The organism is Amycolatopsis sp. NPDC049688 (assembly GCF_040674975.1).
Classification (GTDB): domain Bacteria; phylum Actinomycetota; class Actinomycetes; order Mycobacteriales; family Pseudonocardiaceae; genus Amycolatopsis.
Window position 1 is genome coordinate 1 of record NZ_JBFANY010000025.1, and the last position, 24,355, is coordinate 24,355.

Annotated in this window: 25 protein-coding genes; 10 read left to right on the plus strand and 15 right to left on the minus strand. The window is 70.3% G+C overall.

Annotated features, from left to right (window positions below):
- Positions 1-90: 90 nt before the first annotated feature.
- Positions 91-792 carry a TetR/AcrR family transcriptional regulator gene (locus AB0J55_RS43025; RefSeq protein ID WP_364262995.1) on the minus strand — a complete coding sequence of 234 codons (702 nt, stop codon included), beginning with the start codon at positions 790-792 and terminating at the stop codon, positions 91-93.
- A gap of 80 nt (positions 793-872) precedes the next feature.
- On the opposite strand from AB0J55_RS43025, the gene AB0J55_RS43030 reads away from it, so the two are divergent.
- The 4 genes from AB0J55_RS43030 (at position 873) to AB0J55_RS43045 (ending at position 3,758) form a co-directional block, all read left to right on the plus strand.
- Complete coding sequence (locus AB0J55_RS43030; protein ID WP_364262998.1) at positions 873-1,283, plus strand: SgcJ/EcaC family oxidoreductase; 411 nt, start codon at positions 873-875, stop codon at positions 1,281-1,283.
- Positions 1,280-1,612: a hypothetical protein gene (locus tag AB0J55_RS43035; protein ID WP_364263001.1), complete on the plus strand. Its 333-nt coding sequence runs from the start codon at positions 1,280-1,282 to the stop codon at positions 1,610-1,612. Before AB0J55_RS43030 ends, AB0J55_RS43035 begins: the two co-directional genes overlap by 4 nt.
- Positions 1,613-1,675: 63 nt before the next feature.
- Entirely contained in the window at positions 1,676-2,488 is an 813-nt protein-coding gene (locus AB0J55_RS43040) for a siderophore-interacting protein (RefSeq protein ID WP_364263004.1), read from the plus strand.
- Positions 2,489-2,528: 40 nt separating this feature from the next.
- A complete protein-coding gene (locus AB0J55_RS43045) occupies positions 2,529-3,758 on the plus strand; it encodes a serine hydrolase domain-containing protein (RefSeq protein WP_364263007.1) in 1,230 nt (409 codons plus the stop codon).
- Between the two features lie 13 nt (positions 3,759-3,771).
- On the opposite strand, the gene AB0J55_RS43050 is transcribed toward AB0J55_RS43045, so the two are convergent.
- The 4 genes from AB0J55_RS43050 to AB0J55_RS43065 all read right to left on the minus strand — a co-directional run bounded on the left by AB0J55_RS43050 (position 3,772) and on the right by AB0J55_RS43065 (position 6,656).
- Complete coding sequence (locus tag AB0J55_RS43050) at positions 3,772-4,071, minus strand: hypothetical protein (protein ID WP_364263010.1); 300 nt, start codon at positions 4,069-4,071, stop codon at positions 3,772-3,774.
- On the minus strand, positions 4,044-4,649 hold the full coding sequence (locus tag AB0J55_RS43055) for a nucleotidyltransferase domain-containing protein (RefSeq protein ID WP_364263012.1): 606 nt from the start codon (positions 4,647-4,649) through the stop codon (positions 4,044-4,046). The genes AB0J55_RS43050 and AB0J55_RS43055 overlap by 28 nt, the downstream gene beginning before the upstream one ends.
- A 48-nt stretch (positions 4,650-4,697) precedes the next feature.
- Positions 4,698-5,867: a type I restriction endonuclease gene (locus tag AB0J55_RS43060; RefSeq protein WP_364263015.1), complete on the minus strand. Its 1,170-nt coding sequence runs from the start codon at positions 5,865-5,867 to the stop codon at positions 4,698-4,700.
- Between the two features lie 183 nt (positions 5,868-6,050).
- A complete protein-coding gene (locus AB0J55_RS43065; RefSeq protein WP_364263018.1) occupies positions 6,051-6,656 on the minus strand; it encodes a DJ-1/PfpI family protein in 606 nt (201 codons plus the stop codon).
- A 63-nt stretch (positions 6,657-6,719) separates the two neighbouring features.
- On the opposite strand from AB0J55_RS43065, the gene AB0J55_RS43070 reads away from it, so the two are divergent.
- Both AB0J55_RS43070 and AB0J55_RS43075 read left to right on the plus strand, forming a co-directional pair.
- Positions 6,720-8,054 (plus strand): PLP-dependent aminotransferase family protein, encoded by a 1,335-nt coding sequence (locus AB0J55_RS43070; RefSeq protein ID WP_364263021.1) that lies wholly within the window; start codon positions 6,720-6,722, stop codon positions 8,052-8,054.
- Between the two features lie 93 nt (positions 8,055-8,147).
- Positions 8,148-8,453: a DUF4342 domain-containing protein gene (locus AB0J55_RS43075; RefSeq protein WP_364263024.1), complete on the plus strand. Its 306-nt coding sequence runs from the start codon at positions 8,148-8,150 to the stop codon at positions 8,451-8,453.
- A 42-nt stretch (positions 8,454-8,495) separates the two neighbouring features.
- Here the strand turns inward: AB0J55_RS43075 and AB0J55_RS43080 are convergent, their stop codons facing one another.
- The 5 genes from AB0J55_RS43080 to AB0J55_RS43100 all read right to left on the minus strand — a co-directional run bounded on the left by AB0J55_RS43080 (position 8,496) and on the right by AB0J55_RS43100 (position 14,744).
- Complete coding sequence (locus AB0J55_RS43080; protein ID WP_364263027.1) at positions 8,496-9,932, minus strand: alpha/beta hydrolase; 1,437 nt, start codon at positions 9,930-9,932, stop codon at positions 8,496-8,498.
- Positions 9,933-10,003: 71 nt separating this feature from the next.
- Positions 10,004-11,002, minus strand: coding sequence for a TIGR03842 family LLM class F420-dependent oxidoreductase (locus AB0J55_RS43085; protein ID WP_364263030.1), 999 nt, complete (start codon positions 11,000-11,002; stop codon positions 10,004-10,006).
- Between the two features lie 7 nt (positions 11,003-11,009).
- Entirely contained in the window at positions 11,010-12,392 is a 1,383-nt protein-coding gene (hydA, locus tag AB0J55_RS43090; protein WP_364263033.1) for a dihydropyrimidinase, read from the minus strand.
- A complete protein-coding gene (locus AB0J55_RS43095; protein ID WP_364263293.1) occupies positions 12,392-13,174 on the minus strand; it encodes a nitrilase-related carbon-nitrogen hydrolase in 783 nt (260 codons plus the stop codon). Before AB0J55_RS43095 ends, hydA begins: the two co-directional genes overlap by 1 nt.
- 10 nt (positions 13,175-13,184) lie before the next feature.
- Positions 13,185-14,744 carry an NCS1 family nucleobase:cation symporter-1 gene (locus AB0J55_RS43100; protein WP_364263036.1) on the minus strand — a complete coding sequence of 520 codons (1,560 nt, stop codon included), beginning with the start codon at positions 14,742-14,744 and terminating at the stop codon, positions 13,185-13,187.
- A 220-nt stretch (positions 14,745-14,964) separates the two neighbouring features.
- Between AB0J55_RS43100 and AB0J55_RS43105 the strand changes: the two genes are divergently transcribed.
- The 3 genes from AB0J55_RS43105 (at position 14,965) to AB0J55_RS43115 (ending at position 18,653) form a co-directional block, all read left to right on the plus strand.
- Positions 14,965-15,660 (plus strand): response regulator transcription factor, encoded by a 696-nt coding sequence (locus AB0J55_RS43105; RefSeq protein WP_364263039.1) that lies wholly within the window; start codon positions 14,965-14,967, stop codon positions 15,658-15,660.
- Positions 15,657-16,646, plus strand: coding sequence for an ATP-binding protein (locus AB0J55_RS43110; protein ID WP_364263042.1), 990 nt, complete (start codon positions 15,657-15,659; stop codon positions 16,644-16,646). The genes AB0J55_RS43105 and AB0J55_RS43110 overlap by 4 nt, the downstream gene beginning before the upstream one ends.
- A 570-nt stretch (positions 16,647-17,216) precedes the next feature.
- Complete coding sequence (locus AB0J55_RS43115; RefSeq protein WP_364263045.1) at positions 17,217-18,653, plus strand: DUF4173 domain-containing protein; 1,437 nt, start codon at positions 17,217-17,219, stop codon at positions 18,651-18,653.
- 31 nt (positions 18,654-18,684) lie between these two features.
- On the opposite strand, the gene AB0J55_RS43120 is transcribed toward AB0J55_RS43115, so the two are convergent.
- The 4 genes from AB0J55_RS43120 to AB0J55_RS43135 all read right to left on the minus strand — a co-directional run bounded on the left by AB0J55_RS43120 (position 18,685) and on the right by AB0J55_RS43135 (position 21,830).
- On the minus strand, positions 18,685-18,888 hold the full coding sequence (locus AB0J55_RS43120; RefSeq protein ID WP_364263048.1) for a DUF397 domain-containing protein: 204 nt from the start codon (positions 18,886-18,888) through the stop codon (positions 18,685-18,687).
- A gap of 1 nt (position 18,889) precedes the next feature.
- Positions 18,890-19,732, minus strand: coding sequence for a helix-turn-helix transcriptional regulator (locus tag AB0J55_RS43125; RefSeq protein WP_364263050.1), 843 nt, complete (start codon positions 19,730-19,732; stop codon positions 18,890-18,892).
- Between the two features lie 69 nt (positions 19,733-19,801).
- A complete protein-coding gene (locus AB0J55_RS43130; RefSeq protein WP_364263053.1) occupies positions 19,802-20,134 on the minus strand; it encodes an SSI family serine proteinase inhibitor in 333 nt (110 codons plus the stop codon).
- 58 nt (positions 20,135-20,192) lie between these two features.
- Entirely contained in the window at positions 20,193-21,830 is a 1,638-nt protein-coding gene (locus tag AB0J55_RS43135) for a PucR family transcriptional regulator ligand-binding domain-containing protein (RefSeq protein WP_364263056.1), read from the minus strand.
- A gap of 130 nt (positions 21,831-21,960) precedes the next feature.
- On the opposite strand from AB0J55_RS43135, the gene AB0J55_RS43140 reads away from it, so the two are divergent.
- Positions 21,961-23,451 (plus strand): CoA-acylating methylmalonate-semialdehyde dehydrogenase, encoded by a 1,491-nt coding sequence (locus AB0J55_RS43140; protein WP_364263059.1) that lies wholly within the window; start codon positions 21,961-21,963, stop codon positions 23,449-23,451.
- Here AB0J55_RS43140 and AB0J55_RS43145 read toward each other — a convergent pair.
- A complete protein-coding gene (locus AB0J55_RS43145; RefSeq protein ID WP_364263062.1) occupies positions 23,423-24,247 on the minus strand; it encodes a helix-turn-helix transcriptional regulator in 825 nt (274 codons plus the stop codon). The genes AB0J55_RS43140 and AB0J55_RS43145 overlap by 29 nt on opposite strands.
- Positions 24,248-24,355: the final 108 nt, after the last annotated feature.

Here is a 24,355-nt window from a genome sequence, read left to right on the forward strand (position 1 = left end):
TACTCGTTACGACAAGCTCGCCATCGTCTACAGGTCAGCGGTCGTCCTGCACGCGGTGATCACCTGGACCAAAGCATTGTCAGACACGCCCTAGTTCTTCGCGAGCACCTTCAACCCGGCAAGGAACGCCTCGAGCGCGAACTCGAGGCGTTCCTTCGCCGTTTCCGCGGAGAAGAACTCGCCGACGTGCAGCAGGTTCGGGAACGCCTCGGGAGGCAGGGACCGCATGTACGCCACCATCTGCTCGCCGCGTTCGCCGGCTTCGGCCTGGTCGAACTCGCCCCAGGTCCAGCCGCTCGCTTCGTAGGCGTACGCCTTGGCGTAGAGGGCTAGGGCGTCGCCCGCGAAGGTGGCCTGCTTGAGCGTCAGCCCGCCCGCGCGGAGCAGGGCGAGCGTCGCCTCGCCCAGCCTCAGCGAGTGGGGCGTGACCGGCACCGGGATGTCCCACGCGATGCGGGCGATGCCGCGGTGCGCGGCCATCACCTGGATCTGGTCGCGGACCAGCTCTTTGACCTGCTCGTCCCAGCGCGCCGGGTCCGGTTCCGGGGTCTGGATGTCGGCGAGCACGGCGTCGAGCATCAGCTCGGCCAGTTCGTCCTTGTTCGAGACGTGCGCGTAGAGCGACGCCGGCCCGGTCTCCAGTTCCTGGGCGATCCGCCGCATGGTGACCGCGTCGAAGCCCTCGTCGTCCAGGACGATCAGGGCCGCTCGCACGATCGAGGCCTGGGAGAGGACGGGTTTCGCGGCGCGGCGGCGGGGAGCGCTGCGCCACGGCGGCGGGGGCACGGTCACCCGAACACTGTACTTGACGCGAACAGTGTTCGAGAGTAGAACGGTGTTCGTAGGACGAACGATGTTCGAAGGGGGATGCGATGTCTGCTGCGGAAGCCGAAGTCCGTGGGGTGCTCGACCGGCTCACCGACGCGTGGAACTGCGGTGATGCCGCCGCGTACGGGCGGCTCTTCACCGAGGATGCGGACTACGTCACGTTCTTCGGGGTGAACTTCCCCGGCCGGGAGGCGATCGAAAGCTCGCACCGGGCTCTGTTCGAGGGGCCGTTGAAGGGGTCGAAGCTCACCGGGTCGCTGGGTGAGGAAGCGAAGGTGCGATTCGTCCGGCCGGACGTCGCGGTGGTCGTCGTCGGCGGTGGTTCGTCGCTGACGGGTGCGGAGGTGGCCGACGAAGGGCGTGAGTCGACCGTTTCCTTCGTGCTCGTCCGGGAGGGAGGCGAATGGCTGATCACCGCGTTCCAGAACACGCGGGTTTCGGATCCGCGCGGGTGAAAACGCTTGCGGAGGCGTCGGGAGTGGTCGCGCGGCCGCCGGGGGAGGTGTTCGAACGGTTGCGGTCGAAGCTGGGCGGCGGCCATCCGATGCGGATGGACGTCGACCGCTCGCGAGGGTTCGTGGCGGTGCAGGGCGGCTGGTGGTACCGCGGCGAATACCGCGTCACGGCGGACTCCGGTGGGTCCCTGGTCGAGCACCGGGTCGTCAACGTGGCTTCGCGGGGGCGATGGGGCGTGCCCCTGGCCAACCGGTTCTTCATCGGGTTCCGGGGGAAGGTAGCGGCTGGATTCGGGAGGTTGATCGAGGAACTGGGCACACCTGAGTAGCCGCGCGCGGTTTTCGGCGCGTAGGCTGACTTAGGTAAGCCTTAGCGATGGTTGGAGTGGCCGATGGCTGAAGCACCCCGGCGGTCCGGGCGTCCCGCGGTGCGGCTGCGGGTGCTGCGCACCGAACGCCTGACCCCGCACATGATCCGGATCGTCGCGGGCGGCGACGGCATCGCCGCGTTCGAGCCGAACGCCTTCACCGACGCCTACGTGAAGGTGCTGTTCAAGGTGCCGGGCGTCGAGTACCCGGAGCCGTTCGACGTCCAGGAGTGCCGGAGCACGATGCCGCGGGAACACTGGCCGCGGCAGCGCTCCTACACGGTCCGGGCGTTCGACCCGCAGGCCGGCGAACTGGTCCTCGACTTCGTCCACCACGGAGACGAGGGCATCGCGGGTCCGTGGGCGGCCACGGCCCAGGCCGGCGACGAACTGCTGCTGCTGGGGCCGGGCGGCGCCTACGCGCCGAGCGCCGAGGCGGACTGGCACCTGCTGGCGGGGGACGAAAGCGCGTTGCCGGCCATCGCGGCGTCGCTCGAAGCGCTCCCGGCCGGCGTCCCGGCGCACGCGGTGATCCTGGTCGAGAACGCGGACGAGGAGCAGCCGCTGGTCACGAAGGCGGACGCGCAGATCACCTGGCTGCACCGCGCTTCCGGCGGCGATGTCGCGGCGGCGGTGCGCGAGCTGCCGTGGCGGGAGGGTCTCGTCCAGGCATTCGTGCACGGCGAGGCCGGCTTCGTCCGGGACCTGCGCCGCTACCTGCTCGACGAGCGCGGCGTCCGGCGCGAGCTGCTGTCGATCTCGGGCTACTGGCGCTACGGCAAGAACGACGAAGCCTGGCGCGAGGAGAAGGCGGCCGAGCGGGCGCGGGAGAAGTAACAAGCCGGCTTGGTGCTCATCGGCACAGTAACCTCGCCGCATGGCGGATTTCGAGGTGGACGTCGACCCGGCCGAAGCCGGCTTCGACGCGGCGCGGCTGTCCCGGATCGACGCGCATTTCGACCGGTATGTCGAAGATGGACGGTTGCCGGGCTGGCTCGCGGTGGTGAGCAGGCACGGCCGGATCGTCCACCTGGGCCGCGGCGGCCACCGTGACGTCGAGGGATCGCTGCCGGTGGAGCCGGACACGCTGTGGCGGATCTTCTCGATGACGAAACCGGTCACCTCGGTCGCGGCGATGATGCTGGCGGAAGAGGGCCTGCTGGAGCTGGACGACCCGATCTCCCGCTGGCTCCCGGAGTTCGCGTCCCCGCGAGTGTACGTCAAGGGATCGGCCCTGGCCCCCGCAACCGAGCCGGCCACCTCCCCGATCCGCGTCTGGCACCTGCTGACGCACACGGCAGGCCTGACGTACGGCTTCCACCACGGCCACCCGGTGGACGCGATCTACCGGGCGGCGGGTTTCGAGTGGGGCACCCCGCCGGGCCTCGACCTGGCCGCGTGTTCCGAGAAGTGGGCCTCCCTGCCGCTGCTGTTCCAGCCGGGCACGGAGTGGAACTACTCGGTGGCGACGGACGTCCTCGGCCGGCTCGTCGAGGTGGTCTCGGGCATGCCCCTGGACGAGTTCTTCGCGTCACGCATCTTCGCGCCGTTGGGCATGAAGGACACGGGTTTCGTGGCATCGACCCCCACCCGCTTGGCGGCCATGTACGTCCGGGACCCGGCCTCAGGCCGAGCGGTCCGAAACGACGCTTTCGGCCGCTGGGGAACGGTGCCCCCGGACTGCCTGTCCGGAGGCGGAGGCCTGGTGTCCTCGGCCCACGACTACTGGCGGTTCACCGAGATGCTCCTCCGCGGCGGAGCCCTGGATGACGCCCGGCTGCTGTCCCCGCGAACGGTGTCCCTGATGGCCGGCAACCACCTCCCGGGCCACGTGGACCTGGAACAGTTCGGCCGCCCCCTGTTCGCCGAGATGCCCTTCGACGGCCACGGCTTCGGCTTGGGCTTCTCGGTGCTGGAGGACCCGGTAAAGGCCCGCACCCTGTCTTCGGCAGGCGAGTTCGCCTGGGGAGGAGCGGCCTCAACGGCCTTCTGGGTGGACCCGGCCGAGAACCTGACGGTGGGCTTCTACACCCAGCTGCTTCCGTCGAGCACCTACCGCCTTCGACCGCAGTTGCGGCAGCTGGTCTACCAAGCTCTGGTGGACTGAACCGGATCTGCGGTCACCACGGGCTGAAGTACGACCAGGGATTTGTCCCCTTCGACTCCAGCTTCCTCCGGTCCTTCAGACATATGCGTAGTGCGTGCATGGGACCGCGGCGGGTCGGGTGGACGACCTCGATCCACTCTTCCCCGCCGTACTCGGCGAAGGTGCGGAGCAGCAGAGGGAGATGTGTCAGCTGGAAGCCAATCGAATGCGGGGTGCGCTCGGCTGCGGTGTCTTCGCCGTGCAGGAAAATCGCGTTGAGGTCGACGCCGCGTCCTTCAAGGTGCGCTACTGCCGCCAGTGCGGCGCGGCGCAACGGACTCGTCTCGACCCAAGGGAATCGATGATGCGTTTGACCGACAGATCGGTTACCACGTTGTCGGCCAGGGTCAGCTGTTCGACGGTGATGACCCCGTCCTCGACGAGGCAGGCGATCTCTTCCCGTACCGGGCGGGGAACCCATTTGTCGATCCCGGCAAAGCACGGAAGCATTCCATCCCGAGGGGCCCGGCCGGCATCGGGATCGGCGGGTATCGCTCGGAGGCGCTCCAGCGCGGTTTCGACGGCTTCTCCTTTTTGCCACAGCAGGGTCATGGGGATGTCCGGATAGTTCTGCGGCTCGAAGATGATCGACACGCTCCGGGTGTTCCCGCGCAGCGCTCTGGTGAACACGGTGAAGGGGTTCTTGCTGTAGGACATGCAGTGTACGAAATGCCTGGTCCAGCGTTCGTCACGGTGGAAATCCACGGCGATGTCCACATCCGCGGGTTCCAGAGCTCCGCGGGCGTAAGAACCGAACACGGAGACGGACTCGACGAGGGGTATCGGCCACTCGGATGAAGTCAGGTTGCCCAGCAAGTCTTCGACGAGGGCGGTCGCCCGGCTGCGTTTCATCCAGCTCCGTTCGTCGCAACGGTCGTTCGGCGGCGTGGCAGCCTGGGACTACCAGGCGCCGGCGGAGCGAGCCGGGGGAACCGGTTCGGGAGTCGAGGCTTGCGGGCGCCCTGCGGTGAGGTACCTCGCCACCGTGTTCCTCAGGTGGTCTGCGTGCTGGTAGATGTCCTCCACCGTGGTGATCGGCAGGCGGGTCTCGACCTTGTTCTCGTCGAACACGCCGAGGTACTTCTTCGACCGGTTGAACCACAGCCGGGCGATCGGCTTCCGGTTGTTGTCGTCCAGGAGGACCCCGAAGTAGGTCTGGGTGTCGCGGGCGGCGATCCTTGCGGCGGGCACCTCGGCGCAAACGATGGCGCGGACGATCCGGAAGCCCTCGAGTTCCTCTTCGGTCGTGACGACTCGCTCGGCTTCCTCGGCCGCACCGGCATCGACGACCTGCGTCGGCTCCTGCTGCCCGGGTTGAACGACGCTGCCGCTCGAGACGCTCACGTAGGAGTCCGGGCCGCCGAGCGCGTTCTTCAACCGGTCGTTGACCTGCTCGTTCAGGAACTGGTGGGCTGCCTTGGCCACCAACGGTCCGAACTGGTCGCGGACCCGCTGGGTGATCGCGCCTTCGTAAACCCGTGAAGTCAGGAACTTGATCCACTCGTCCTCCGGCTCCTTGAACTGAGCCGCGAGGATGCGCTTCAACTGGCCGATGTACTTCAGCTCGCCGGCGGCGCTGATGACCGAGTCGAGATCGAAGGACTCCTTCGTGAGCTTGGCCAGCTCGGGCAGCAGGGTGTCGTCGATGTCGGCGAAGTCCAGCACGAGGAACGGCTTGGCGTCCATCCGGTTCGGGGCGTCGAGGTCGGTGTAGAACTCGTACACCTGCCCATTCGTCAGGATGGCGATCCGGGCGTTCGTCACGGCGAAGTAGCGGAACAGCTGGGAAGCGTGCTCGATCCGGAGCGGGTCGTTGATCTTCTTGGCCTCGACGAGAACCTGCACCTGACCGTTGTGCACGATCGCGTAGTCGATTTTCTCGCCTCGCTTGGTACCGACGTCGGCGGTGAACTCGGGGATGACTTCAGCCGGGTTGAACACGTCGTAACCCAGAACGGTGCTGATGAACGGCATCACGAAGGCGTTCTTGGTCGCCTCTTCGGTTTCGATGCCTTCCTTGTGCTTGCGGATCTTCAATGCCAGTGCCTGAGCGCGCTCCGCGATGTCCATGCCAGTGCCGTTCTGTGCGGGAACCAGTCCGGATCCCTGAGGGAAATCCGTCCGGTTACGGGGATGCCCTGACTGGATCGGTTGCCTGCTTCCGTCTGTTACCGGCCGGGGAAAGAAAATCTCGGGACCGGTCCACGGTGCCCGTCGCGGGACGGAAAATCTCGGCCGACGTCATGGAAGTCCTCAGGCACGCACCGGTTCCAGGTACGGCGTCACGTTGCGCAGTGCACGCGCGACGTACGCCTCCTTCTCGCCGACCGGCGCCACGTAATGCATCGCCTTTTCGGCTGCCTCGACTCCGGCCAACCGGCTGATCAGCCAAGTCGCCAGATACGTCGATGCCAGGCAGCCGCCCGCGGTCGCCACGTTGCCGCGGGCGAAGAATGGCTGGTTCAGCACCTCCACTCCCGCCGCGATCACCCAAGGTTTGGTGGTCAGATCCGTGCAGGCCGGGACCTCGCTCAGCAGCCCCAGCTTCGCCAGCACCAGCGTCCCCGAACACTGCGCCCCCAGCAGCTGGCGCTCTGGGTCCAGACCGCGCAAGACCGTCATGATCTCCGCGTCCTCCACCACCTCGCGGGTTCGGACTCCGCTGCCGATGATCACCGCGTCCGCCGTGCAGGCCTCGGCCAAGCCGGTCGTTGCGTCGATCGTGACGCCGTTCATCGACGTCACCCGCGCGGTCGGGGCGGCGATCGATACCTGCAGGCCTGTGCGGTTGAGGATCCCCAGCGCGATGAGGGAGTCGAGTTCGTTGTAGCCGTCGAAAGTCAGGATGGCGATGCGCATGCGGGCACCGTACGGCCGCTCATCCAGGACAGTCCAAGAATTGTCCTGCCTACAATCCGCCGAGTGCGGATACCGAAGTACAAGGGAATCGTCGACGTCTTCGCGGAGCAGATCCGCGAGGGGCGGTGGGCCGCCGGGACCAAGCTGCCCACGCACCGGCGCCTCGCCGCCGAGCACGGCATTGCCGTCGTCACCGCTTCGCGCGTCTACGCCGAGCTCGAAGCCATGGGGCTCGTCAGCTGTGAGCAGGGCCGGGGCACCTTCGTGTGCGATCCCACCCGGGTGACCGAGCCGGCCGATGAACGGTCGGTCGCCGCCGACGCGCTCGACCTCAGCTTCAACCGCCCCGCGTTGCCCGGGCAGACCGGGCTGCTGCGCCAAGCCCTGCGGGACCTCGCCACCGCCGGTGACCTCGATGCCCTCCTGCGCTACCAACCCCACCGCGGGCGCGCCCACGACCGCGCCGCCGTCGCGCGCCACCTGACGCGACGCGGTCTCGATGCCGGCCGGGAGCGCGTGCTGATCGTCGATGGTGCCCAGCACGGGCTCGCCGTCACCGCCATGACCCTGTTCTCGCCCGGGGACGTCGTCGCCGTCGATGCCCTCACCTATCCCGGCTTCCGGGCCCTCGCCCGCACCGTCGGGCTGGAGCTCGCGCCGCTGCCGGTGACTGCGGCCGGGCCTGATCTCGACGCGCTCGACCGGCTGTGCCGGCGTCGGAACGTCCGTGCCGTGTACGCCATGCCGACGCTGCACAACCCCCTGGGCTGGGTGCTCGACGACGGCCATCGAACCAGGCTCGTCGAAATCGCCCGCCGGCACGGGCTCACCCTCATCGAGGACGCCTCCTACGCCTACCTCGCCGAAGACGCGCCGGCGCCGCTGGCCGTGCTCGCGCCCGAGGCCACCGTTTACGTGTCGGGGTTGTCGAAGAACGTCGCCACCGGGCTGCGGTTCGGGTTCGTCGTTGCGCCGGACGCGCTCGTGCCGTCGCTCGAACGCGCCATCCGGGCCACCACGTGGAACACGCCCGCGCTCATCGCCGAGATCGCCCGCCGCTGGCTCGACGACGGCACGGTCGACCGCCTCGAAACCCGGAAACGCGAGGACGCCCGGCGGCGGCAGGCCGTCGCCGGCGAGGTGCTTGCCGGGCTGCCGGTGGTCGCGCACCCCTCGTCGTACTTCCTGTGGTTGCCGCTGGCCCCGGACGCGCGCCCGGACCGGATCGCGGCGGCGCTGGCCCGGCGGCGGGTCGCGGTCGCCACCGCCGAGCCGTTCGCGACCACACCCGCCGTGCCCCACGCGCTGCGGCTGGCGCTCGGCTCCGTCGGGCTCGCCGAGCTGCGCGGCGCCCTCGAAGCCGTCCGGCAGGAAGCCGGTGCCGACGCCTTCCGGTGACTTTCGCCCTTCGGACGGGGACATTCAGCTCTCGAGCCGCTGCCCTCGGCCTCGGCAGACTCGAGGCCGAAGCTCATCCGAGGAGGAACGAACATGACGGTCGACAACGCGACGACGAAGCGGGCCGAGCAGTTCCGCGGCCAGGAGCTGGTCGCGCGGGTCAAGGAGCTCATCCACCAGGGCAACGTGCGGCGGATCCGGGTCAAGAACGACGAAGGCCACACGGTGCTGGAGATCCCGGTCACGGCCGGGGTCGTGGCCGCGATCGCCGCGCCGGTGGTCACCGCCATCGGCGCGATCGCCGCGCTGGCCAAGGAATGGACCATCGAGGTCGACCACTCGGCGGCCCCCGAGCCGGCGCCGGGGGAGAAGAAGCCGGAACGGGGGATCGACGACTGACCGGACGGTGGCCGGGGACGGCCCCGGCCACCGCAGCCGCCGTCAGCCGAAGGGCCGGTGGTCCGGAACGCAAAGCGTGCCCGCTGGGGGCACCGCGCCGGTGACGAAGTAGCGGTCCAGCCACGCATCGATGCAGGCGCTCTTGCCGCGGGAACCGTGGCCGTACGTGTCCAGGCTCAGCAGCCGGGCGTTGCCCAGCAGGCGCTCTGTCCGTTGCGCGCCCGCGTACGGCGTCTCCAGGTCGCCTTGGCGGTTGGCGAGCAGGAGGATCGGTGCCGTCGGGCGGTTCCACGGTCCCGCGTAGCGGCCGGTGTCCGTGACGTTCCACGTGGCGCACGGCAGCGTCTTGTAGACGTCGTACGGGCCGAAACCGCGGCCTACCCGGTCGGCTCGGCGGGCGTAGTCCCACCAAACCGCGGGATCGCGCGGGTTCGCCGCGTCGGAGCACAGGGTTGCGCCGCCGCCCAGCAGGGAGTCGGCGTCCGGAGGGCCGCCCGGGGAAGGCGGGGCAGGGGATGCCGGGTCCGCCAGGGCCTGGAGGAAGGCCATGAGGGTCGGCGCGGCCCCGGCGTCGGTCAGGTAGGTGTGGATGCGGGCGATCGCGCTCTGGTAGGTGACGGCCACCTGGTGGCCGGCCGGATCGGTCACCGTGATCGGGCCGCGTTCGAGCCGGTCCAGGATCTCGTGGTAGTCGAACGTGCAGCGTGCCGCGCAGGCGTCCAAAAAGGATTGGAGTGCCCGTGGGGCGTCGGAGAAGCCCTGCAGGCGGTAGCTCATCGGGCCGGGGCCGGTGGCCCAGCGGGCCGGGTCGTCGACCGCGTCGAGAGCCAGCCTGCCGACGCGGTCCGGGAACAGGTTCGCGTACGTCTCGCCGAGGTACGTTCCGTACGACTTCCCGTAGTACCGCAGTTTCGGCTCACCGAACGCGGCGCGCAGGCGGTCCAGGTCGCGGGCGATCGTGCCGGTCGACAGGTGGTTCGCCAGCGGGCCCGCGTTCTGTTCGCACAGGTCGGTGACCGTCTTCGTGTCCCCGATCTGCTGCTGCTCGGCCTCGCGGCTCAGCGGGAACGTGCCGAGTGCTCGCTGCAGGACCGCCAGCTGCGCCGGGTCGGTGAAGCAGTGGATCTTCGAACTCGCCCCGACCCCGCGCGGGTCGAAGCCGACGATGTCGAACCGGGCGTGCAGTGCAGGTGTCAACGCCGGTGCGAACCGGCCGGGCGAGCCCGGTCCGCCGGGGTTGGAGAAGATCGTGCCCAGCTTGCGGGCCTGGTCGGTGGCGGGCAGCCGGGCGATCGCCAGCCGCACGGTCTCCGGGGACGAGTCCTGATAGGACAGGGGGACGTCGAGGTGACCGCATTCGTACCCGGCGGTGCAGGAGTCTTCCCAGACGACGCCGGGGGGACTCGCCGCGGCCGCGGGCGCGACGGCACCCACCGTGAGAGTGGCCGTCCCCAGGGCCAGCGCAACACGAAGGTTCATGCCCCGATCGTCTCGGCACCGGGACCGGGGGCGCGCTGGTGCGCACCCCCGGAACCGGGGTAGGGCGGGCCCTACGCGGTGAGTTTCGGGATGATCTGCGACCCGTAGGACGCCAAGGTCGCTTCGCGGTCGTCGTGCATCAGGTACAGCGAGAACTGGTCGACGCCCAGTTCCGCCAGCTCCTGCAGCCGCTCGACGTGGGACGAAGGCGGGCCCAGCAGGCAGAACCGGTCCACGATCTCGTCCGGGACGAACTCGGTCGACGGGTTGCCCGCCTTGCCGTGGTGGCTGTAGTCGTAGCCCTCCCGTTCGCGGATGTAGTCCGTCAGCTCGCGCGGCACCGCGCCGGAAGATCCGTACCGCGCCACCAGGTCGGCGACGTGGTTGCCGACCATCCCGCCGAACCAGCGCAGCTGTTCCCGCTGGTGCGGCAGGTCTTCGCCGACGTACGCCGGGGCCGCGACGCAGATCGTGATGCCGCCCGGGTCGCGGCCGGCCGCCCGGGCCGCGTCGCGGACCGCGCCGATCGTCCAGCGGGCGATCGCCGGGTCCGCGCACTGCAGGATGAAGCCGTCGGCGTGCTCGCCGACCGTCTGCAGCGCTTTCGGCCCGTAGCCGGCCATCCACATTTCGAGGTGACCGTTGCGGATCCACGGGATCTGCACGGTCTTGTCGTTCAGCGTCGCCGGGCGGCCTTCGGCCAGGTCCTTGACCACACGCATGCAGTCGCGCACGGTGGCCAAAGTGGACGGTGGCTTCCCGACCACGCGGTGGGCCGAGTCGCCGCGGCCGATGCCGCAGACCGTCCGGTTGCCGTACATGTCGTTCAGCGTGGCGAACGTCGACGCCATCACCGACCAGTCCCGCGTCCCCGGGCTGGTCACCATCGGTCCCACGACGAGCGACGAAGTCGCGGCCAACACGGCCGAGTAGATGACGAACGGTTCCTGCCACAGGACGCACGAGTCGAACGTCCAGCCGTAGCGGAACCCGCAGTCCTCGGCGTCCTTCATCAGACGCACGACGTCCCGCGCCGGCGGGTCCGTTTGCAGCACGATCCCGAAGTCCATCACTACCTCAGTTCAAGTACTGGTTCAGCGAGCGGGACAGGAACTTGCCGTGCGACGTCGACCCCGTGAACCCGTCGGGCGACACGATCACGCGGCCGCGCGAAAGCACCGTGTGCACCCGGCCGGTGATCTCGAACCCTTCGTACGCCGAGTAGTCCACGTTCATGTGGTGCGTCTCAGCGGACAACGTCTGCGCAGCCGAGGGGTCGTAGATCACGATGTCCGCGTCCGAGCCCGCCGCGATCACGCCCTTGCGGGGGTACAGCCCGAACATCCGGGCCGGCGTCGCCGAGCACGTCTCCACCCACCGGCCGAGCGTCAGCTCACCGGCGACGACGCCCTGGTGCAGCAGGTCCATCCGGTGTTCGACACCGGGGATCCCGTTCGGGATGGCCCGGAAGTCGCCACGCCCCAGTTCTTTCTGGTCCTTGAAGCAGAAGGGGCAGTGGTCGGTGGACACCACGGACAGGTCGTTCGTCCGCAGCCCGCGCCACAGGTCGGCCTGGTGCGACTTCTCCCGCAGGGGTGGTGAAGCGACGTACTTCGCACCCTCGAAGTCCGGCTTCGCCAGGTCCTCGATGGACAGGTACAGGTACTGCGGGCACGTCTCCGCGAACACGTTCTGACCGTCGTTGCGCGCTTCCGCCACCGCCGCAAGCGCTTGCGACGCCGACAGGTGCACGATGTACAACGGCGAGCCGGTGACCTTCGCCAGCTGAATCGCTCGTGAGGTGGCTTCTCCTTCCAGTTCCGGCGGCCGGGTGAGGCCGTGCTGCACGGGATCGATGTTGCCCGCGGCGAACGCCTGCGCCGCCAGCTGGTCGATCGCGATGCCGTTTTCCGCGTGCATCATGATCGTAGCGCCGATCTCGCGCGCTTTCTGCATCGCGAGCAGGATTTCCCCGTCCGTGGAGTAGAACACCCCCGGGTACGCCATGAACATCTTGAAGCTGCCGACACCGCCGTCGATGCAGGCTTCCATCTCCTTCAACGACTGGTCGTTGACGTCGGAGACGATCATGTGGAAGCCGTAGTCGATCGCGCAGTTGCCGTCCGCTTTCGCGTGCCACTTGTCCAAAGTGGACAACAGGGACGTGCCCTTGGCCTGCACGGCGAAGTCGATGATCGTGGTCGTGCCACCCCACGCGGCCGCCGTGGTCCCGGTCGAAAAACTGTCGACCGAGTGCGTCCCGCCGAACGGCATCTCCATGTGGGTGTGGGCGTCGATCCCGCCGGGCAGCACGTACTTCCCGGTGGCGTCGATCGTCTCGTCGCCGGACAGCGTCCCGGGCACCCCGACGGCGGCGATGGTCTCGCCGTCGACGAGGACGTCCGCGAGCAGCGCGCCCGACGGTGAAACGACCTGACCGCCCTGGATGAGCGTGGTCATCAGGCCTCCGCGAGCGGGCCGTAGGTGTCCGGGCGGCGGTCGCGGTAGAACGCCCACGTGTTCCGGACTTCCTCCAGCAGGGACATGTCGAGGTCGCGCACCACGACCTCGTCTTCGGTGTCGGAGGCGGCCTCGTCGATCAGCTGGCCGCGCGGGTCGACGAAGTACGTCTGGCCGTAGAAGTCGTTGTCGCCCAGCGGTTCCACGCCGACCCGGTTGATCGCGCCGACGAAGTACTCGTTCGCCACCGCGGCCGCCGGCTGCTCCAGCTTCCACAGGTACTGCGACAGGCTGCGGCTGGTCGCCGACGGGTTGAACACGATCTTCGCCCCGGCCAGGCCGAGCGCGCGCCAGCCCTCCGGGAAGTGCCGCTCGTAGCAGATGTAGACGCCGATGCGGCCCACGGCCGTGTCGAACACCGGGTAGCCGAGGTTGCCGGGGCGGAAGTAGAACTTCTCCCAGAACCCCTTCACCTGGGGGATGTGGTTCTTGCGGTACTTGCCGAGGTAGGTGCCGTCGGCGTCGATCACCGCGGCGGTGTTGTAGTAGACGCCGGGCTGCTCGACCTCGTACATCGGCACGATCAGCACGACGCCGTGGCGCTCGGCCACCTCCTGCATGAGCTTCGTGGTGGGCCCGTCCGGGATGGCCTCGGTGTAGGAGTAGTAGTCGGCGTCCTGCACCTGGCAGAAGTACGGCCCGTAGAACAGCTCCTGCAGGCAGACGACCTGGGCGCCCTGGGAAGCGGCGGTGCCGATGTGGTCGACCGCCGCCTTGATCATGGACTCCTTGTCACCCGTCCACCGCTGCTGGATCAGGCCGGCTCGAACCACGCTCACTGATTTCCTCCTTCGTTGTGGACAAGGGCATGGAGAAGGCGGCGAAGACGACGAACGCGCCGACCAGGCCGACCACCCAGTTGTAGTCGTAAAGCGGCTTGAGGAACGGGATGAGCCCGTCGGCGGGGAACGGCCCGCCGTACGCGCCTCCTACCGCCAGGACGGCTCCCACCAGCGTCGCGACCAGCGCGCGCCAGTTCCAGCCCCCGCTGAACCAATACACCCCATCGGGTGTGTACAGGTCCTTCAGCCGCAGCTTCGTGCGGTTGATGACCCAGTACCCGGCGACGAGCACGCCGGCGACCGCGCCGAGCAGGCCGCCGTAGAAGCCGAGCCAGGCGAAGATGTAGATGTTCGGGTCGGAGTACAGCCGCCACGGCTGGATGAGGATGCCGACGACGCCGGTGATCCCGCCGCCGATCGCGAAGGTGATCCGCTTCGGGAACGCGTTGGAGAAGTCGTAGGACGGGCTGACGACGTTGGCCGCGAGGTTCGCCGAGATCGTCGCCAGCACCAGCGCGACCAGGGCGACGACGACCACGACCGGGCTGGTGAACTTGTCGGCCAGCTGCGCCGGGTCCCAGATGTCCTGGCCGTAGAGCACGTGGCCGCCCGAGGTGGTCAGGATGGCCACGATCGCGATGAACGTCATCGTCGTCGGCAGGCCGAGGATCTGGCCGCGGACCTGCTTGCGCTGGCTGCCGCCGAAGCGGGTGAAGTCGGGCATGTTCAGCGACAGCGTCGACCAGAACGCGATCATCGCCATCAGGGCCGGCGCGAACACCTTCCAGAAGTCCGGGCCCCAGCCGAGCTTGCCGCCGTCGGACAGGATCGGGCCGAGGCCGCCCGCCTTGACCAGCACGTACCCGAGCATGATCAGGAAGCCGACGGACACCAGCGGCGCCGTCCAGTTCTCGAACCGGCGGACCGCCTCCATGCCGCGCCAGATGATCAGCATCTGGCCGATCCAGAAGACCACGAAGGACAGCCAGAGCGTCCAGTGCTGCCCGGCGACGACGGCGGAGTCGCGCCACCAGGAGCCGAGCAGCCGGCCGAGGATGACGTAGATGGCCTCGCCGCCGACCCACGTCTGGATGCCGAACCAGCCGCACGCGATGAACGCGCGCAGCAGCGCGGCCAGGTTGGCGCCGCGCAGGCCGTAGAACGCGCGGGCGAACACCGGGAACGGGATGCCGTACTTGGTGCCGGCGTGGCTGTTGAGCAACATCGGGGCCAGCACGATCAGGTTGCCGATGGTGATGGTGAGCAGCGCCTGCACCCAGTTCATGCCGAGCGCGATCAGCGACGCGGCCAGGGCGTAGCTGGGGATGTTGTGCGCCATCCCCATCCAGAGCGCGAAGTAGTTGTAGGTGGTCCAGGTCCGTTTTTCGACGGGGACGGGGGCCAGCTCTTCGTTGAAGAACCGGCTGCCTTCGAGAGACCCGACGTCGGCGGGGTCGAGCTCGACCCGGCCGTCGTCGTGCACGCGCTGGTCTGCGGGTGTCGGCGCCATTGCGGAATCCTGCGCGCCTGGTCAGCGCCGGGGCAACGGCAGACTGTTCACTCTTCGCTGTTCAGGAGTGCAGTCTGTCGATTGCGCGAACCGGCCCCGGAGTGCATGACCTGCGTCACACATCCGGCCGTCACGAACCGGCAAAGCGGGTGAAACGTCTCCACAGGATCTTCACACTTCACGCGGACCGTCTCCACCGGAGGTGCTTAGGGTCGTGGCCATGGAACTGGGTGGGCGGCGGGTGCTCGTCGTCGAGGACGACGTCACGATCGCCGCGTCGATCGCGGCCCGGCTGCGGGCCGAAGGGTTCACCGTGGACATCGCCCACGACGGGCCGGCCGCCGTCTCGGCCGAGGCGTCCGGGGAGCCGGACCTGGTGGTGCTGGACGTGATGCTGCCGGGGTTCGACGGCCTCGAGGTCTGCCGCCGGATCCAGGGGCGGCGGCCGGTGCCGGTGCTGATGCTGACCGCGCGGGCCGACGAGACGGACCTGCTGGTCGGGCTCGGCGTGGGTGCCGACGACTACCTCACGAAGCCGTTCTCGATGCGGGTGCTGACCGCCCGGGTGCACGCGCTGCTGCGGCGCGTCGAGCGCTCGTCCGCCGGTGCTCCGGGCGCGCGGATCGTGCTCGGCGACCTGGAGATCGACGTCGACCAGCGGCGCGTCGCCCGGGCCGGCGTCGCGGCGCAGCTGACGCCGATCGAGTTCGACCTGCTGGTGCACTTCGCGCGGCGGCCGCGGGTGGTGCAGCCGCGGGAACGGCTGCTGTCGGAGGTGTGGGACTGGGACGTCCACAGCACGTCCGCGGGCACCCGGGCGGTGGACAGCCACATCAAGGCGCTGCGGCGGAAGCTCGGCGCGGACCTCATCCGGACGGTGCACGGCGTCGGCTACGCGCTGGAGGCGGGATCGTGAACTTCGTGCCGCGGCCGCTCGACCGGATCCGGTCGATCAAGCTGAAGCTGGCGATCCTGATGGTGGCGTCCGGCGGGGTGGCGTTCGCCTTCTTCAACTGGCAGATCGGCTGGCTGCCGCCCAGGACGACGATCACCGCGATGGTCCTGGCGCTGGTGCTGTCGCAGGTGCTGGCCCACGGCATGACGCGGCCGCTGCGCGAGATGACGGCCGCGGCGCGGGCGATGGCGAAGGGCGACTACACGCGCCGGATCCGCGCGACCACACGGGACGAGGTGGGGGTGCTCGCCCTGGCGTTCAACCAGATGGCGGGCGACCTCGGCGACGCGGACCGCCGGCGCCGCGAACTCATCGCGAACGTGTCCCACGAGCTGCGGACGCCGATCACGGCGTTGAACGGCGTGCTGGAGAACCTGGTCGACGGGGTCGAGGATCCCGACCCGGCGACGTTGAAGACGGCGCTGCAGCAGACCGAGCGGCTGGCGAAGCTGGTGGACGAGCTGCTCGACCTGTCCCGGCTGGACGCGGGCGCGATCCCGCTCCACAAGACGTCGTTTTCGTTGTCGTCGTTGCTGTCCGAGGCGGTCTCGGAGGCGGCATTGGTGCGCGGGGTCAGTTTCTCGGTCGCGGTGACACCCGCCGACGCCGTGGTGGTGGCCGACCGCGGCCGGCTGTTCCAGGTGGTGGCCAACCTGCTGGAGAACGCGGCCCGCCACGGCCCGGCGGGCGGTTCGGTGCGCGTGCTGGCCGAGGTGCGGCCGGGCGAGGTGCGCATCGACGTGTGCGACGAGGGCCCGGGGATCGCACCGGCGGACCGGGAGCGGGTGTTCGAGCGGTTCACGCGGGGGGAGCGGCCGTCCGGCGGGGGGACGGGGCTGGGGCTGGCGATCGCGCGGTGGGCGGTGGAACTGCACGGGGGGACGATCGGGGTGGTGGATCCCTCGGCGGGGGTGGGGAGCCGGATCCGGGTGACGCTGCCGGCTTGATCTTTGCTCTTTTCGGTGGTCCGCGGGGTTGCGGGCCGGGTATTCGCAAACGCGAACATGGAAGCAGGCGAGATGCCGAAGAACAGGATGGGTGTGCCCGGGCAACCGGGGGATGGGAAGCCGGTGCCGCGGGGGAAACGGCCGGTGGTGGCTGATGGGGGCGGGGACGGGCCGGGGGTCGGAGGGGTTCCGGGCGGTGCGGTGGCGGGTGGGGGGTCTGCCGTCGGCGGGGCCGGGGTCGGAGGGCTTTCGGGCGGGGATGGGTCGGGGGCCGGTGGGGTTTCCGGTGGTCCGGCGGCTGGTGGAGGACCTGCCGTCGGCGGGGCGGGGAAGGGAGTGCCGCGGGGGGATGGGCCGGTGGTGGCTGATGGGGGCGGGGATGGGCCGGGGGTTGCCGCTTCGGTGGTCGGGGAGTCGGGTGCGGGGAAGGGAGTGCCGCGGGGGAAACGGCCGGCGGTCGCCGATCGGGGTGGGGATCGATGGGGGCCTTCCGGTGCGCCGACTGCGGGTGGAGGACCCGCCGTCGGCGTGCCGGGCGGTGGGGTGGCCGTAGCTGCTCCGCCCGTTCTCATGCGGCCGCTGCCGCCACCCAAGTCCGCCGTTGTTCCCCTGCCGCCCGCCGTTCTGCCCGCTGCCGGGCTCGCCGGTGTTGCCGGCGCGCTGGTGCTGCCCGTCGACCGGCCCGGGATCGGGTGGGTGCTCAGCGGGCTGGCCGTCGCCGCCGGGGTGGTCGTCGCCGATCGGCGTTCGCGGGCCGGGAGCAGCTTCACCTGGCGAAATGCCGCCTGGGCCGGGCTTGCCCTCGCGCTGCTCGGCATGGGGGCCGTGCGGGCGTCCGGGTGGCTGTTCGTACTCTGCGTGCTCGCCGCCGTCGTGGCCGGGTCGCTGGCCGTGGTCGGGGAACGGACCGTCAACTCCGTGCTCTACGACATGCTCGCCCTGCCAGTCGAGGCGTTCCTCGCCCTTCCGTGGGTCGGCCGCGGCGTCGGGCGCTTCACCGGCCGCCGCGACGGTGTCGCCCGGCGGATCGCGCTCGCCGTGCTCGCCGCCGCCGCGCTCGTCGGCGTCTTCGTGCCGCTGCTCGCCAGCGCCGATGCCGCCTTCGCCGCCGTCGTCAACGCCATGGTTCCCGATCTCAGCGTCGCGACGCTCGTGCGGTGGTGCGCCGTCTTCGCCGTCGTCACGTCCGTGGTCGCCGGGGCGTGCTACTTCCTCGCCGCGCCACCGCGAAGGGCGTCGGGTGACCGTCCACACCGGACGGGATACGGTCTGGAATGGACGGTCCCGCTCGTGGTGCTGATCCTGGTGTTCGGGGTCTTCGTCGGGGTGCGGCTGGTCGTGCTGTTCGGCGGGACCGAGTACGTCCTGCGCACCAGCAACCTGACGTCGGCCGAGTACGCCCGCGGCGGCTTCTGGCAGCTGTGCGCGGTCACCGTGCTGACGCTCGCCATCGTCGCCGCGGCGCTGCGGTGGGCGCCGGACGCGACGAAAGCCGACCGGCTCCGGCAGCGCGTCCTGCTCGGCACGCTCAGCGCCTTGAGCCTGGTGCTGGTCGGGTCCGCGTTGAGTCGCATGTGGACCTACCAGGAAGCGTACGGCTTCACGGTCCTGCGCCTGCTGGTCGAGGTCTGCGAACTGTGGTTCGGCGGGCTGTTCGTCCTGGTCCTGGCGGCGCTGGTCCGGTTGCGCTCGGCGTGGCTGCCCCGCGCGGCGGTCGCCACGGCCGCGGGGGCGCTGCTGGTGCTCGCGGTGCTCGACCCGGAACGCCTCATCGCCGACGCCAACCTCGACCGCGCGGCGGCCGGCAAGCCCCTCGACCACCGCTACCTGGCCGGCTTCTCCGCCGACGTGGTCCCGGTCGTCTCGGCGCGGTTGCCGGAACCGTTGCGCACGTGCGTGCTCCGCCAGGTCCTGGCGGACGACCCGCCGGACGGCTGGCCCGCCTGGAACCTGAGCCGCTCGACGGCCCGGGACGTGACGCTCGGCCCACCGGCCGCCTGCGGCTGAACCGGACCGGCGGGTCGCGCGTGGTTAAGAGTTACGCGGAAGCCACCGGGCCGTCGTGGGGGCGACCCGGCGGCTTCCGCGCGCGCAAAGAGTTCAGGAGGGCTTCCCACGATCGGGTGGTGACGGAGAGTGTGCCGCCGGCGCGGTCTTTCGTGTCGCGGATCTGGGACAGCCGAACTTCGACACATTCCTCGGTGCCGCTGTAGGAGGATTTCCGCCAGGTGGCATCTGACATTTCAGGCCTCCAGCTCGGTGATCACCCCCTGGATGAGCTGATCGGAGTCGTGCTCGCTCAGCGCCAGGGAGGACAGGTTCTTGTTGGCCGCACGGTAACCAGCCACATCGTGCTCGTCGTAAACATACCCGCTGCCCCGGTGGTGCTCCAGGTAGACGATGGCGGGCAGGTCCGCGTAATCGAAGACGATGAACGGCCCGTACAGCCCGGGGTGGTAGCCGATGCCATTCGGCACGATGCGCACCGACACGTTCGGCAGCCGAACCCGCGAGCGCAGGTAGGTGAGCTGCTCGGCCATGACCGCCGGGCCGCCGATGTTCTGGTGCAGCACCGCCTCGCCGAGCAGGATCCCGCACGGCAGGCGGTGGCGGCCGGTCAGCAGTTCCCGGCGGGCGAGCCTGGCCATGACCTGCTTCTCGATGTGCGCCGCCGGGTGGCCCGTGGCGGCGAAGATGGCCCTGATGTAGGCGGGAGTCTGGAGGAGGCCGGGCACCAAAGCGGGCGCCCAGCAAGCCATGCTGGTCGCGGCCCGCTCGTATTCGAGGTAGGTCGCGAGCCGCTCGGATGCGTCCACCGCATGGTCGAGCCAATTGGGCTCGGTGGCAGTGCGGGCCAGGTTCACCAGCCGCGCGCGTTCCGCCGGGCCCACCCGCAGCGCCCCCAGAATCGTGGCGAGCTCGTCGATCTTCGGGATCCGCTTGCCGCTCTCCCAATTGGAAATGTTCTGCGGCGGCACGTCGATCATCCGCCCGAGCTCCCGGACCTTCAGGTTCCGGGCCTGCCGGGCCCTTCTCATCCCGAACCCCAAAGCCCGGGCCCGGGGCGTGGCAATCGGTGGTGGCATGGGGCACAGCCTGCCCGGAAGCAGGCCGTGCCCTTTCAGGTGATGCCGTTCCCTTGTCGCAGAACGGCGTCAGAACGCGAACACGCCGTCCGAATCGCGATCCGCTTCGCACCGGTTCGCGTACGTCGTCTTGTACGACACCGGTTTGCCGTGCCAGGTGCCGATCGCCGTCACGTCCACCGGGGCGTAGATCAGCGTGCACGCCTGGTGGCGCGCGTTGATCCGCGAAAAGTCGCCATCCACACCGGAAAGGACCGCGCACGCCTTGTCGCGCTGCGGGTGCGTGCCGCCGGTGGGCTCGCACGTCAGCAGCACCGATCCGATGCGGTTGGCGGTGTCGTGGGTGGTCAGCTGCAGCGTCGACGCCGGGGGTTGCGCCGGCGCGAGACAACCGAGGCTCATCAAGCATGCTGCGAGGGGGATTATGGCCATATCGGTTCCATCGGCACGCCGAAGCCGATCACTGTGCTGCACGTCCGGGTGAGTCTTCTTCGCTCGTCCGGGTGAGGTCCCACGCCAGGAGGGCCACGTACAGCGAGAGCATCGTCTCGGGTTCCTCCAGCCGGACGCCGAGGACCTGCTCGATCCGGGCGAGCTGCTGGTAGTACGCCGTCCTCGACGTGTGGGCCGCCGCGGCCGCCGCCGACTTGTTGCCGCCCTGCTCGCAGTAGTGCCGCAGCGCCTGCACCAGGCGGCTGCCCGACGCCGCGTCGCGCTGCAGCAACGGGCCCAGCTCACGGAAAGCGAACGCCGTCACGCGCTCGTCGCCGGACAGCAGGTGCAGCAGCCCGCGCAGGCGGACGTCCGACAGCCGGTGCACCACCTGCTCCACACCCGTCCCCAGCGCCGCGGCCGCGACCTGGCTGGCCTCCAGCAACGTCCGGCGCGCTTCGGCCGGGGACGTCACCGTCGTGCCGACCGCCAGTACGCCCGGTGCGCTGCCGCGGGCCTCGTGGACGTCGGTGGCGAGGCGGTGCAGCACCGCGTCGGCGTTCGCCTCCGGCGACAGCGCGATCAGCGCCCGCACGCCCAGGTCGTCCGTCCCGACCAGCGCCGACACCTTCGCGCGGCGCGCCGCCAGCACCGTCGCCTCGGCCAGTTCGCGCAGCACCGGCGGGGTCGACAGCGCGGGCCGGGACGTGCCGGTCAGCCGCGGCCGGACCGCCAGCCCGACCAGCTGCCGTCCGGTCAGCGGCACGGCCAGGGCGGACGCCCGGGCCAGCAGCTCCGCCGTCGGCGCCGGCGACGCGAGCAGCTCGGAGAGGAGGGCGCGGTGGGCCTGGCGTTCGAGACCGTCGGTGTCCTTGGCGACCAGCCGGTGCACGGCCAGCGCGGATGCGGCCCGCTCGGCGACCACCCGGTGGCGGTGCGGCGGCTGGTCGGCGCAGACGACGATCAGCCGGCCCCAGTCGTGCCCGCGCGCGCCGACCACGGTCACCAGCCAGCCCGAACCCGGGTGGTAGCCGGTCCGCTCGCCGACCTGCACCACCCGCGACCGGGACGGCCAGCCGGTGAGCAGCTCGGCGGGGTCGGTGCCGGCCGCGTCGTAGGCGAGGACCTCGTGCGACAGCGTCTCCAGCACCACGGGCTGTTCGGTCAGCCGGGCGACCTCGCCCAGGACGACACCCGGTTCGGCGCCCGCGACCGTCAGGGCGGTGAACGTCTCGTGCACGCGCTCGGCGGCGCGCAGCTCGGCGACCTGGGCGTCGACGATCTGGCCGTTGACCGCTTCGGTGACGCTCACGAACCGCGTCTCGCGCGAGAGCGTGACCAGCGGCAGGCCGTGCTCTTCGGCCGCTTCGACCAGCGCGGCGGGCAGCCGGTCGCTCCAGTGCCGGACCAGCTCGACGACGACCCCGGCCACGCCCACCCCGGCCAGGTCGGCGACGTACCGGGCCAGCGCCGGGCCGTCGTCGGGCAGGGCGACGCCGGTGGTCAGCACCAGCTCGCCGCCGCGCAGCAGGTGCGCGATGTCGGCGACCTCGGCGACGTGCGCCCAGCGCACCGGCGCGTCCAGGCCGGCCGCACCGGCCACGACGTGCGGGCGGCCGTGGCGCAGCGCCGGCAGCGCGAGGACCTCGGCGACGGTCGGGTACATGGCTCCTCGAGTGTTCGGCAGGGACAGACTGTACGGCCGGGACAGCGAGTCCGTACACGTTGCCGATGGCCTGGCGTGGCGCCCGCCCGGAGACTCGGGGGGACGTTGCCGCCAGCGAAGGAGTGCCGCCGTGACCGACCGCATCAGCCACTGGATCGACGGCAAGTCGTTCGACGGGATCGCCGCGCGCTCCGGCGAGGTCTTCGACCCGGCCACCGGCGAGGTGCGGGCGGTCGTCGACTTCGCCGGCGACGCCGAGGTCGAAGCCGCCGTCGCCGCGGCCAAGGCGGCGCTGCCGGGCTGGCGCGGGACGTCACTGGCCGGGCGGACGCGGGTGCTGTTCGCCTTCCGCGAGCTGCTGTCCGCGCGTAAGCACGAGCTGGCGAAGATCATCACGAGCGAGCACGGCAAGGTCGAGTCCGACGCCGCCGGGGAGATCGCCCGCGCGATCGAGAACGTCGAGTTCGCGTGCGGCGCCGCCCAGCTGCTCAAGGGCGGTTTCAGCGAGAACGCGTCCACCGGTGTCGACGTCTACTCGATCGCCCAGCCGCTCGGCGTGGTCGGCGTGATCTCGCCGTTCAACTTCCCGGCCATGGTGCCGCTGTGGTTCGTCCCCAACGCGCTGGCCTGCGGGAACACCGTCGTGCTCAAGCCGAGCGAGAAGGACCCGTCGGCGGCGGTGTTCATCGCGGAGCTGTTCGCCGAGGCCGGGCTGCCCGCGGGTGCGCTCAACGTGCTGCACGGCGACAAGACCGCGGTGGACGGGCTGCTGGCGCACGCCGACGTCAAGGCGATCTCGTTCGTCGGGTCGACGCCGATCGCGCGGTACGTCTACGAAACCGGCACCCGGCACGGCAAGCGCGTCCAGGCCCTCGGCGGGGCGAAGAACCACATGGTGGTGCTGCCGGACGCCGACCTCGACCTGGCCGCCGACGCCGCGGTGTCGGCCGGCTTCGGCTCGGCGGGGGAGCGGTGCATGGCGGTGTCGGTGGTGGTGGCCGTCGACCCGGTCGGCGACGCCCTCGTGGAAAAGATCGCCGAGCGGATGTCCCGGCTGCGCGTCGGCGACGGCCGTGACCCCTCGTCGGAGATGGGGCCCCTGGTCACCGCCGCCCACCACGCCCGGGTCTCGTCCTATGTGGACGCCGGAGTGTCGGAGGGTGCGGCTTTGGTGGTCGACGGCCGGGGGATCGAGGTGCCCGGGGACGGCTTCTGGCTCGGCCCGACGCTGTTCGACCACGTCCGCCCGTCGATGTCGATCTACACCGACGAGATCTTCGGCCCGGTGCTGTCGGTGGCGCGGACGGCTTCGTACGACGAGGCATTGGAGCTGATCAACGCGAACCCGTACGGCAACGGCACGGCGATCTTCACCGGCGACGGCGCGGCCGCGCGGCGGTTCCAGAACGAGGTCGAGGTCGGGATGGTCGGGGTGAACGTGCCGATCCCGGTGCCGGTGGGGTACTACTCGTTCGGGGGGTGGAAGGACTCGCTGTTCGGGGACAGCCACGCTTACGGGCCGGAAGGGTTCCACTTCTTCACGCGGACGAAGGTCGTGACGTCGCGGTGGCCGGACCGGTCGCACGCCGGGGTCAACCTGGGCTTCCCGCGCAACTCCTGAGCGCGGCCCGGCTCGCCTCGTCCGCGGGCCGGCCGATCAGCACCCGCTGGTCCGTGTCCTGGAGGGGCAGGAGCACTTCGAAGTCCACCGCGACCACGCCGGCCACGGGATGCCGCAGCACCTTGCTCCCGTGGCCGGTGCCCGCGACGTCCCGCTCGGCCCACAGCCGCGCGAATTCCCCGTCCCGGGTGCACTCGGCGATGAGGCCGAGCAACGCCGGGTCTTCCGGGTGGGCGGCCCACGCGGCGCGCAGGTGGGTGACGCCTTCCCTCAGCACGCGCTCGCGGTCGACGTAGGACTCGCGGATCTCCGGATGCCGCAGGCACAGCCACATCGCGTTGCGCTGCGACGGCGACAGGGCGCCGAAGTCGACGAGCAGCCCCGCCATTTCGCCGTTCCAGGCCAGGATGTCGTAGCGGTGGTTCAGCACCATGGCCGGCAGCGGCGACAGGTCGGCGACCAGCCGCGCCAAGGAGGGCACCGCTTCGGTGGCGGGCTCGACGGCGTCGTCCGGGCGTTGCCGGGTCAGGTCGAAGAGGTAGGTGCGTTCCGCGGGGGTCAGGCGCAGGGCCCGGGACAGGGCCGCCACCACGTCCGCCGACGGCCGCAGCCCCCGCGCCTGTTCGAGCCGCACGACGTAGTCGACGCTGACGCCGGCCAGCTCGGCGACCTCTTCGCGGCGCAGTCCCGGGGTGCGCCGCGACTGCCGGCGCGCGGGCAGGCCGAAGTCACGCGGGTCCAGACGCTCGCGCCGGGTGCGCAGGAACGCGCCCAGCTCCTGGGTCGGGGTGATCATGCCCGGTCCAACCGCCGGAGGTAGGACTCGTGTTCCCAGGAAGTCCTCTCCCTTACCTCCGGTCCGCGGTGATCGCAGGCTGGTGCCCGACGACGGACACAGGAGGAC

Excerpts from the sequence above, each read along its gene's own strand:
- AB0J55_RS43040 (WP_364263004.1), top strand. The coding sequence starts at position 1,676 with ATGGCTGAAGCACCCCGGCGGTCCGGGCGTCCCGCGGTGCGGCTGCGG.
- AB0J55_RS43130 (WP_364263053.1), bottom strand. The coding sequence starts at position 20,134 with ATGAGCCTCGGTTGTCTCGCGCCGGCGCAACCCCCGGCGTCGACGCTG.
- hydA (WP_364263033.1), bottom strand. The coding sequence starts at position 12,392 with ATGACCACGCTCATCCAGGGCGGTCAGGTCGTTTCACCGTCGGGCGCG.
- AB0J55_RS43105 (WP_364263039.1), top strand. The coding sequence starts at position 14,965 with ATGGAACTGGGTGGGCGGCGGGTGCTCGTCGTCGAGGACGACGTCACG.
- AB0J55_RS43135 (WP_364263056.1), bottom strand. The coding sequence starts at position 21,830 with ATGTACCCGACCGTCGCCGAGGTCCTCGCGCTGCCGGCGCTGCGCCAC.
- AB0J55_RS43030 (WP_364262998.1), top strand. The coding sequence starts at position 873 with ATGTCTGCTGCGGAAGCCGAAGTCCGTGGGGTGCTCGACCGGCTCACC.
- AB0J55_RS43115 (WP_364263045.1), top strand. The coding sequence starts at position 17,217 with ATGCGGCCGCTGCCGCCACCCAAGTCCGCCGTTGTTCCCCTGCCGCCC.
- AB0J55_RS43100 (WP_364263036.1), bottom strand. The coding sequence starts at position 14,744 with ATGGCGCCGACACCCGCAGACCAGCGCGTGCACGACGACGGCCGGGTC.
- AB0J55_RS43120 (WP_364263048.1), bottom strand. The coding sequence starts at position 18,888 with ATGTCAGATGCCACCTGGCGGAAATCCTCCTACAGCGGCACCGAGGAA.
- AB0J55_RS43145 (WP_364263062.1), bottom strand. The coding sequence starts at position 24,247 with ATGATCACCCCGACCCAGGAGCTGGGCGCGTTCCTGCGCACCCGGCGC.
- AB0J55_RS43085 (WP_364263030.1), bottom strand. The coding sequence starts at position 11,002 with ATGGACTTCGGGATCGTGCTGCAAACGGACCCGCCGGCGCGGGACGTC.
- AB0J55_RS43075 (WP_364263024.1), top strand. The coding sequence starts at position 8,148 with ATGACGGTCGACAACGCGACGACGAAGCGGGCCGAGCAGTTCCGCGGC.
- AB0J55_RS43045 (WP_364263007.1), top strand. The coding sequence starts at position 2,529 with ATGGCGGATTTCGAGGTGGACGTCGACCCGGCCGAAGCCGGCTTCGAC.
- AB0J55_RS43080 (WP_364263027.1), bottom strand. The coding sequence starts at position 9,932 with ATGAACCTTCGTGTTGCGCTGGCCCTGGGGACGGCCACTCTCACGGTG.
- AB0J55_RS43055 (WP_364263012.1), bottom strand. The coding sequence starts at position 4,649 with ATGAAACGCAGCCGGGCGACCGCCCTCGTCGAAGACTTGCTGGGCAAC.
- AB0J55_RS43125 (WP_364263050.1), bottom strand. The coding sequence starts at position 19,732 with ATGCCACCACCGATTGCCACGCCCCGGGCCCGGGCTTTGGGGTTCGGG.
- AB0J55_RS43060 (WP_364263015.1), bottom strand. The coding sequence starts at position 5,867 with ATGGACATCGCGGAGCGCGCTCAGGCACTGGCATTGAAGATCCGCAAG.
- AB0J55_RS43065 (WP_364263018.1), bottom strand. The coding sequence starts at position 6,656 with ATGCGCATCGCCATCCTGACTTTCGACGGCTACAACGAACTCGACTCC.
- AB0J55_RS43095 (WP_364263293.1), bottom strand. The coding sequence starts at position 13,174 with ATGATCAAGGCGGCGGTCGACCACATCGGCACCGCCGCTTCCCAGGGC.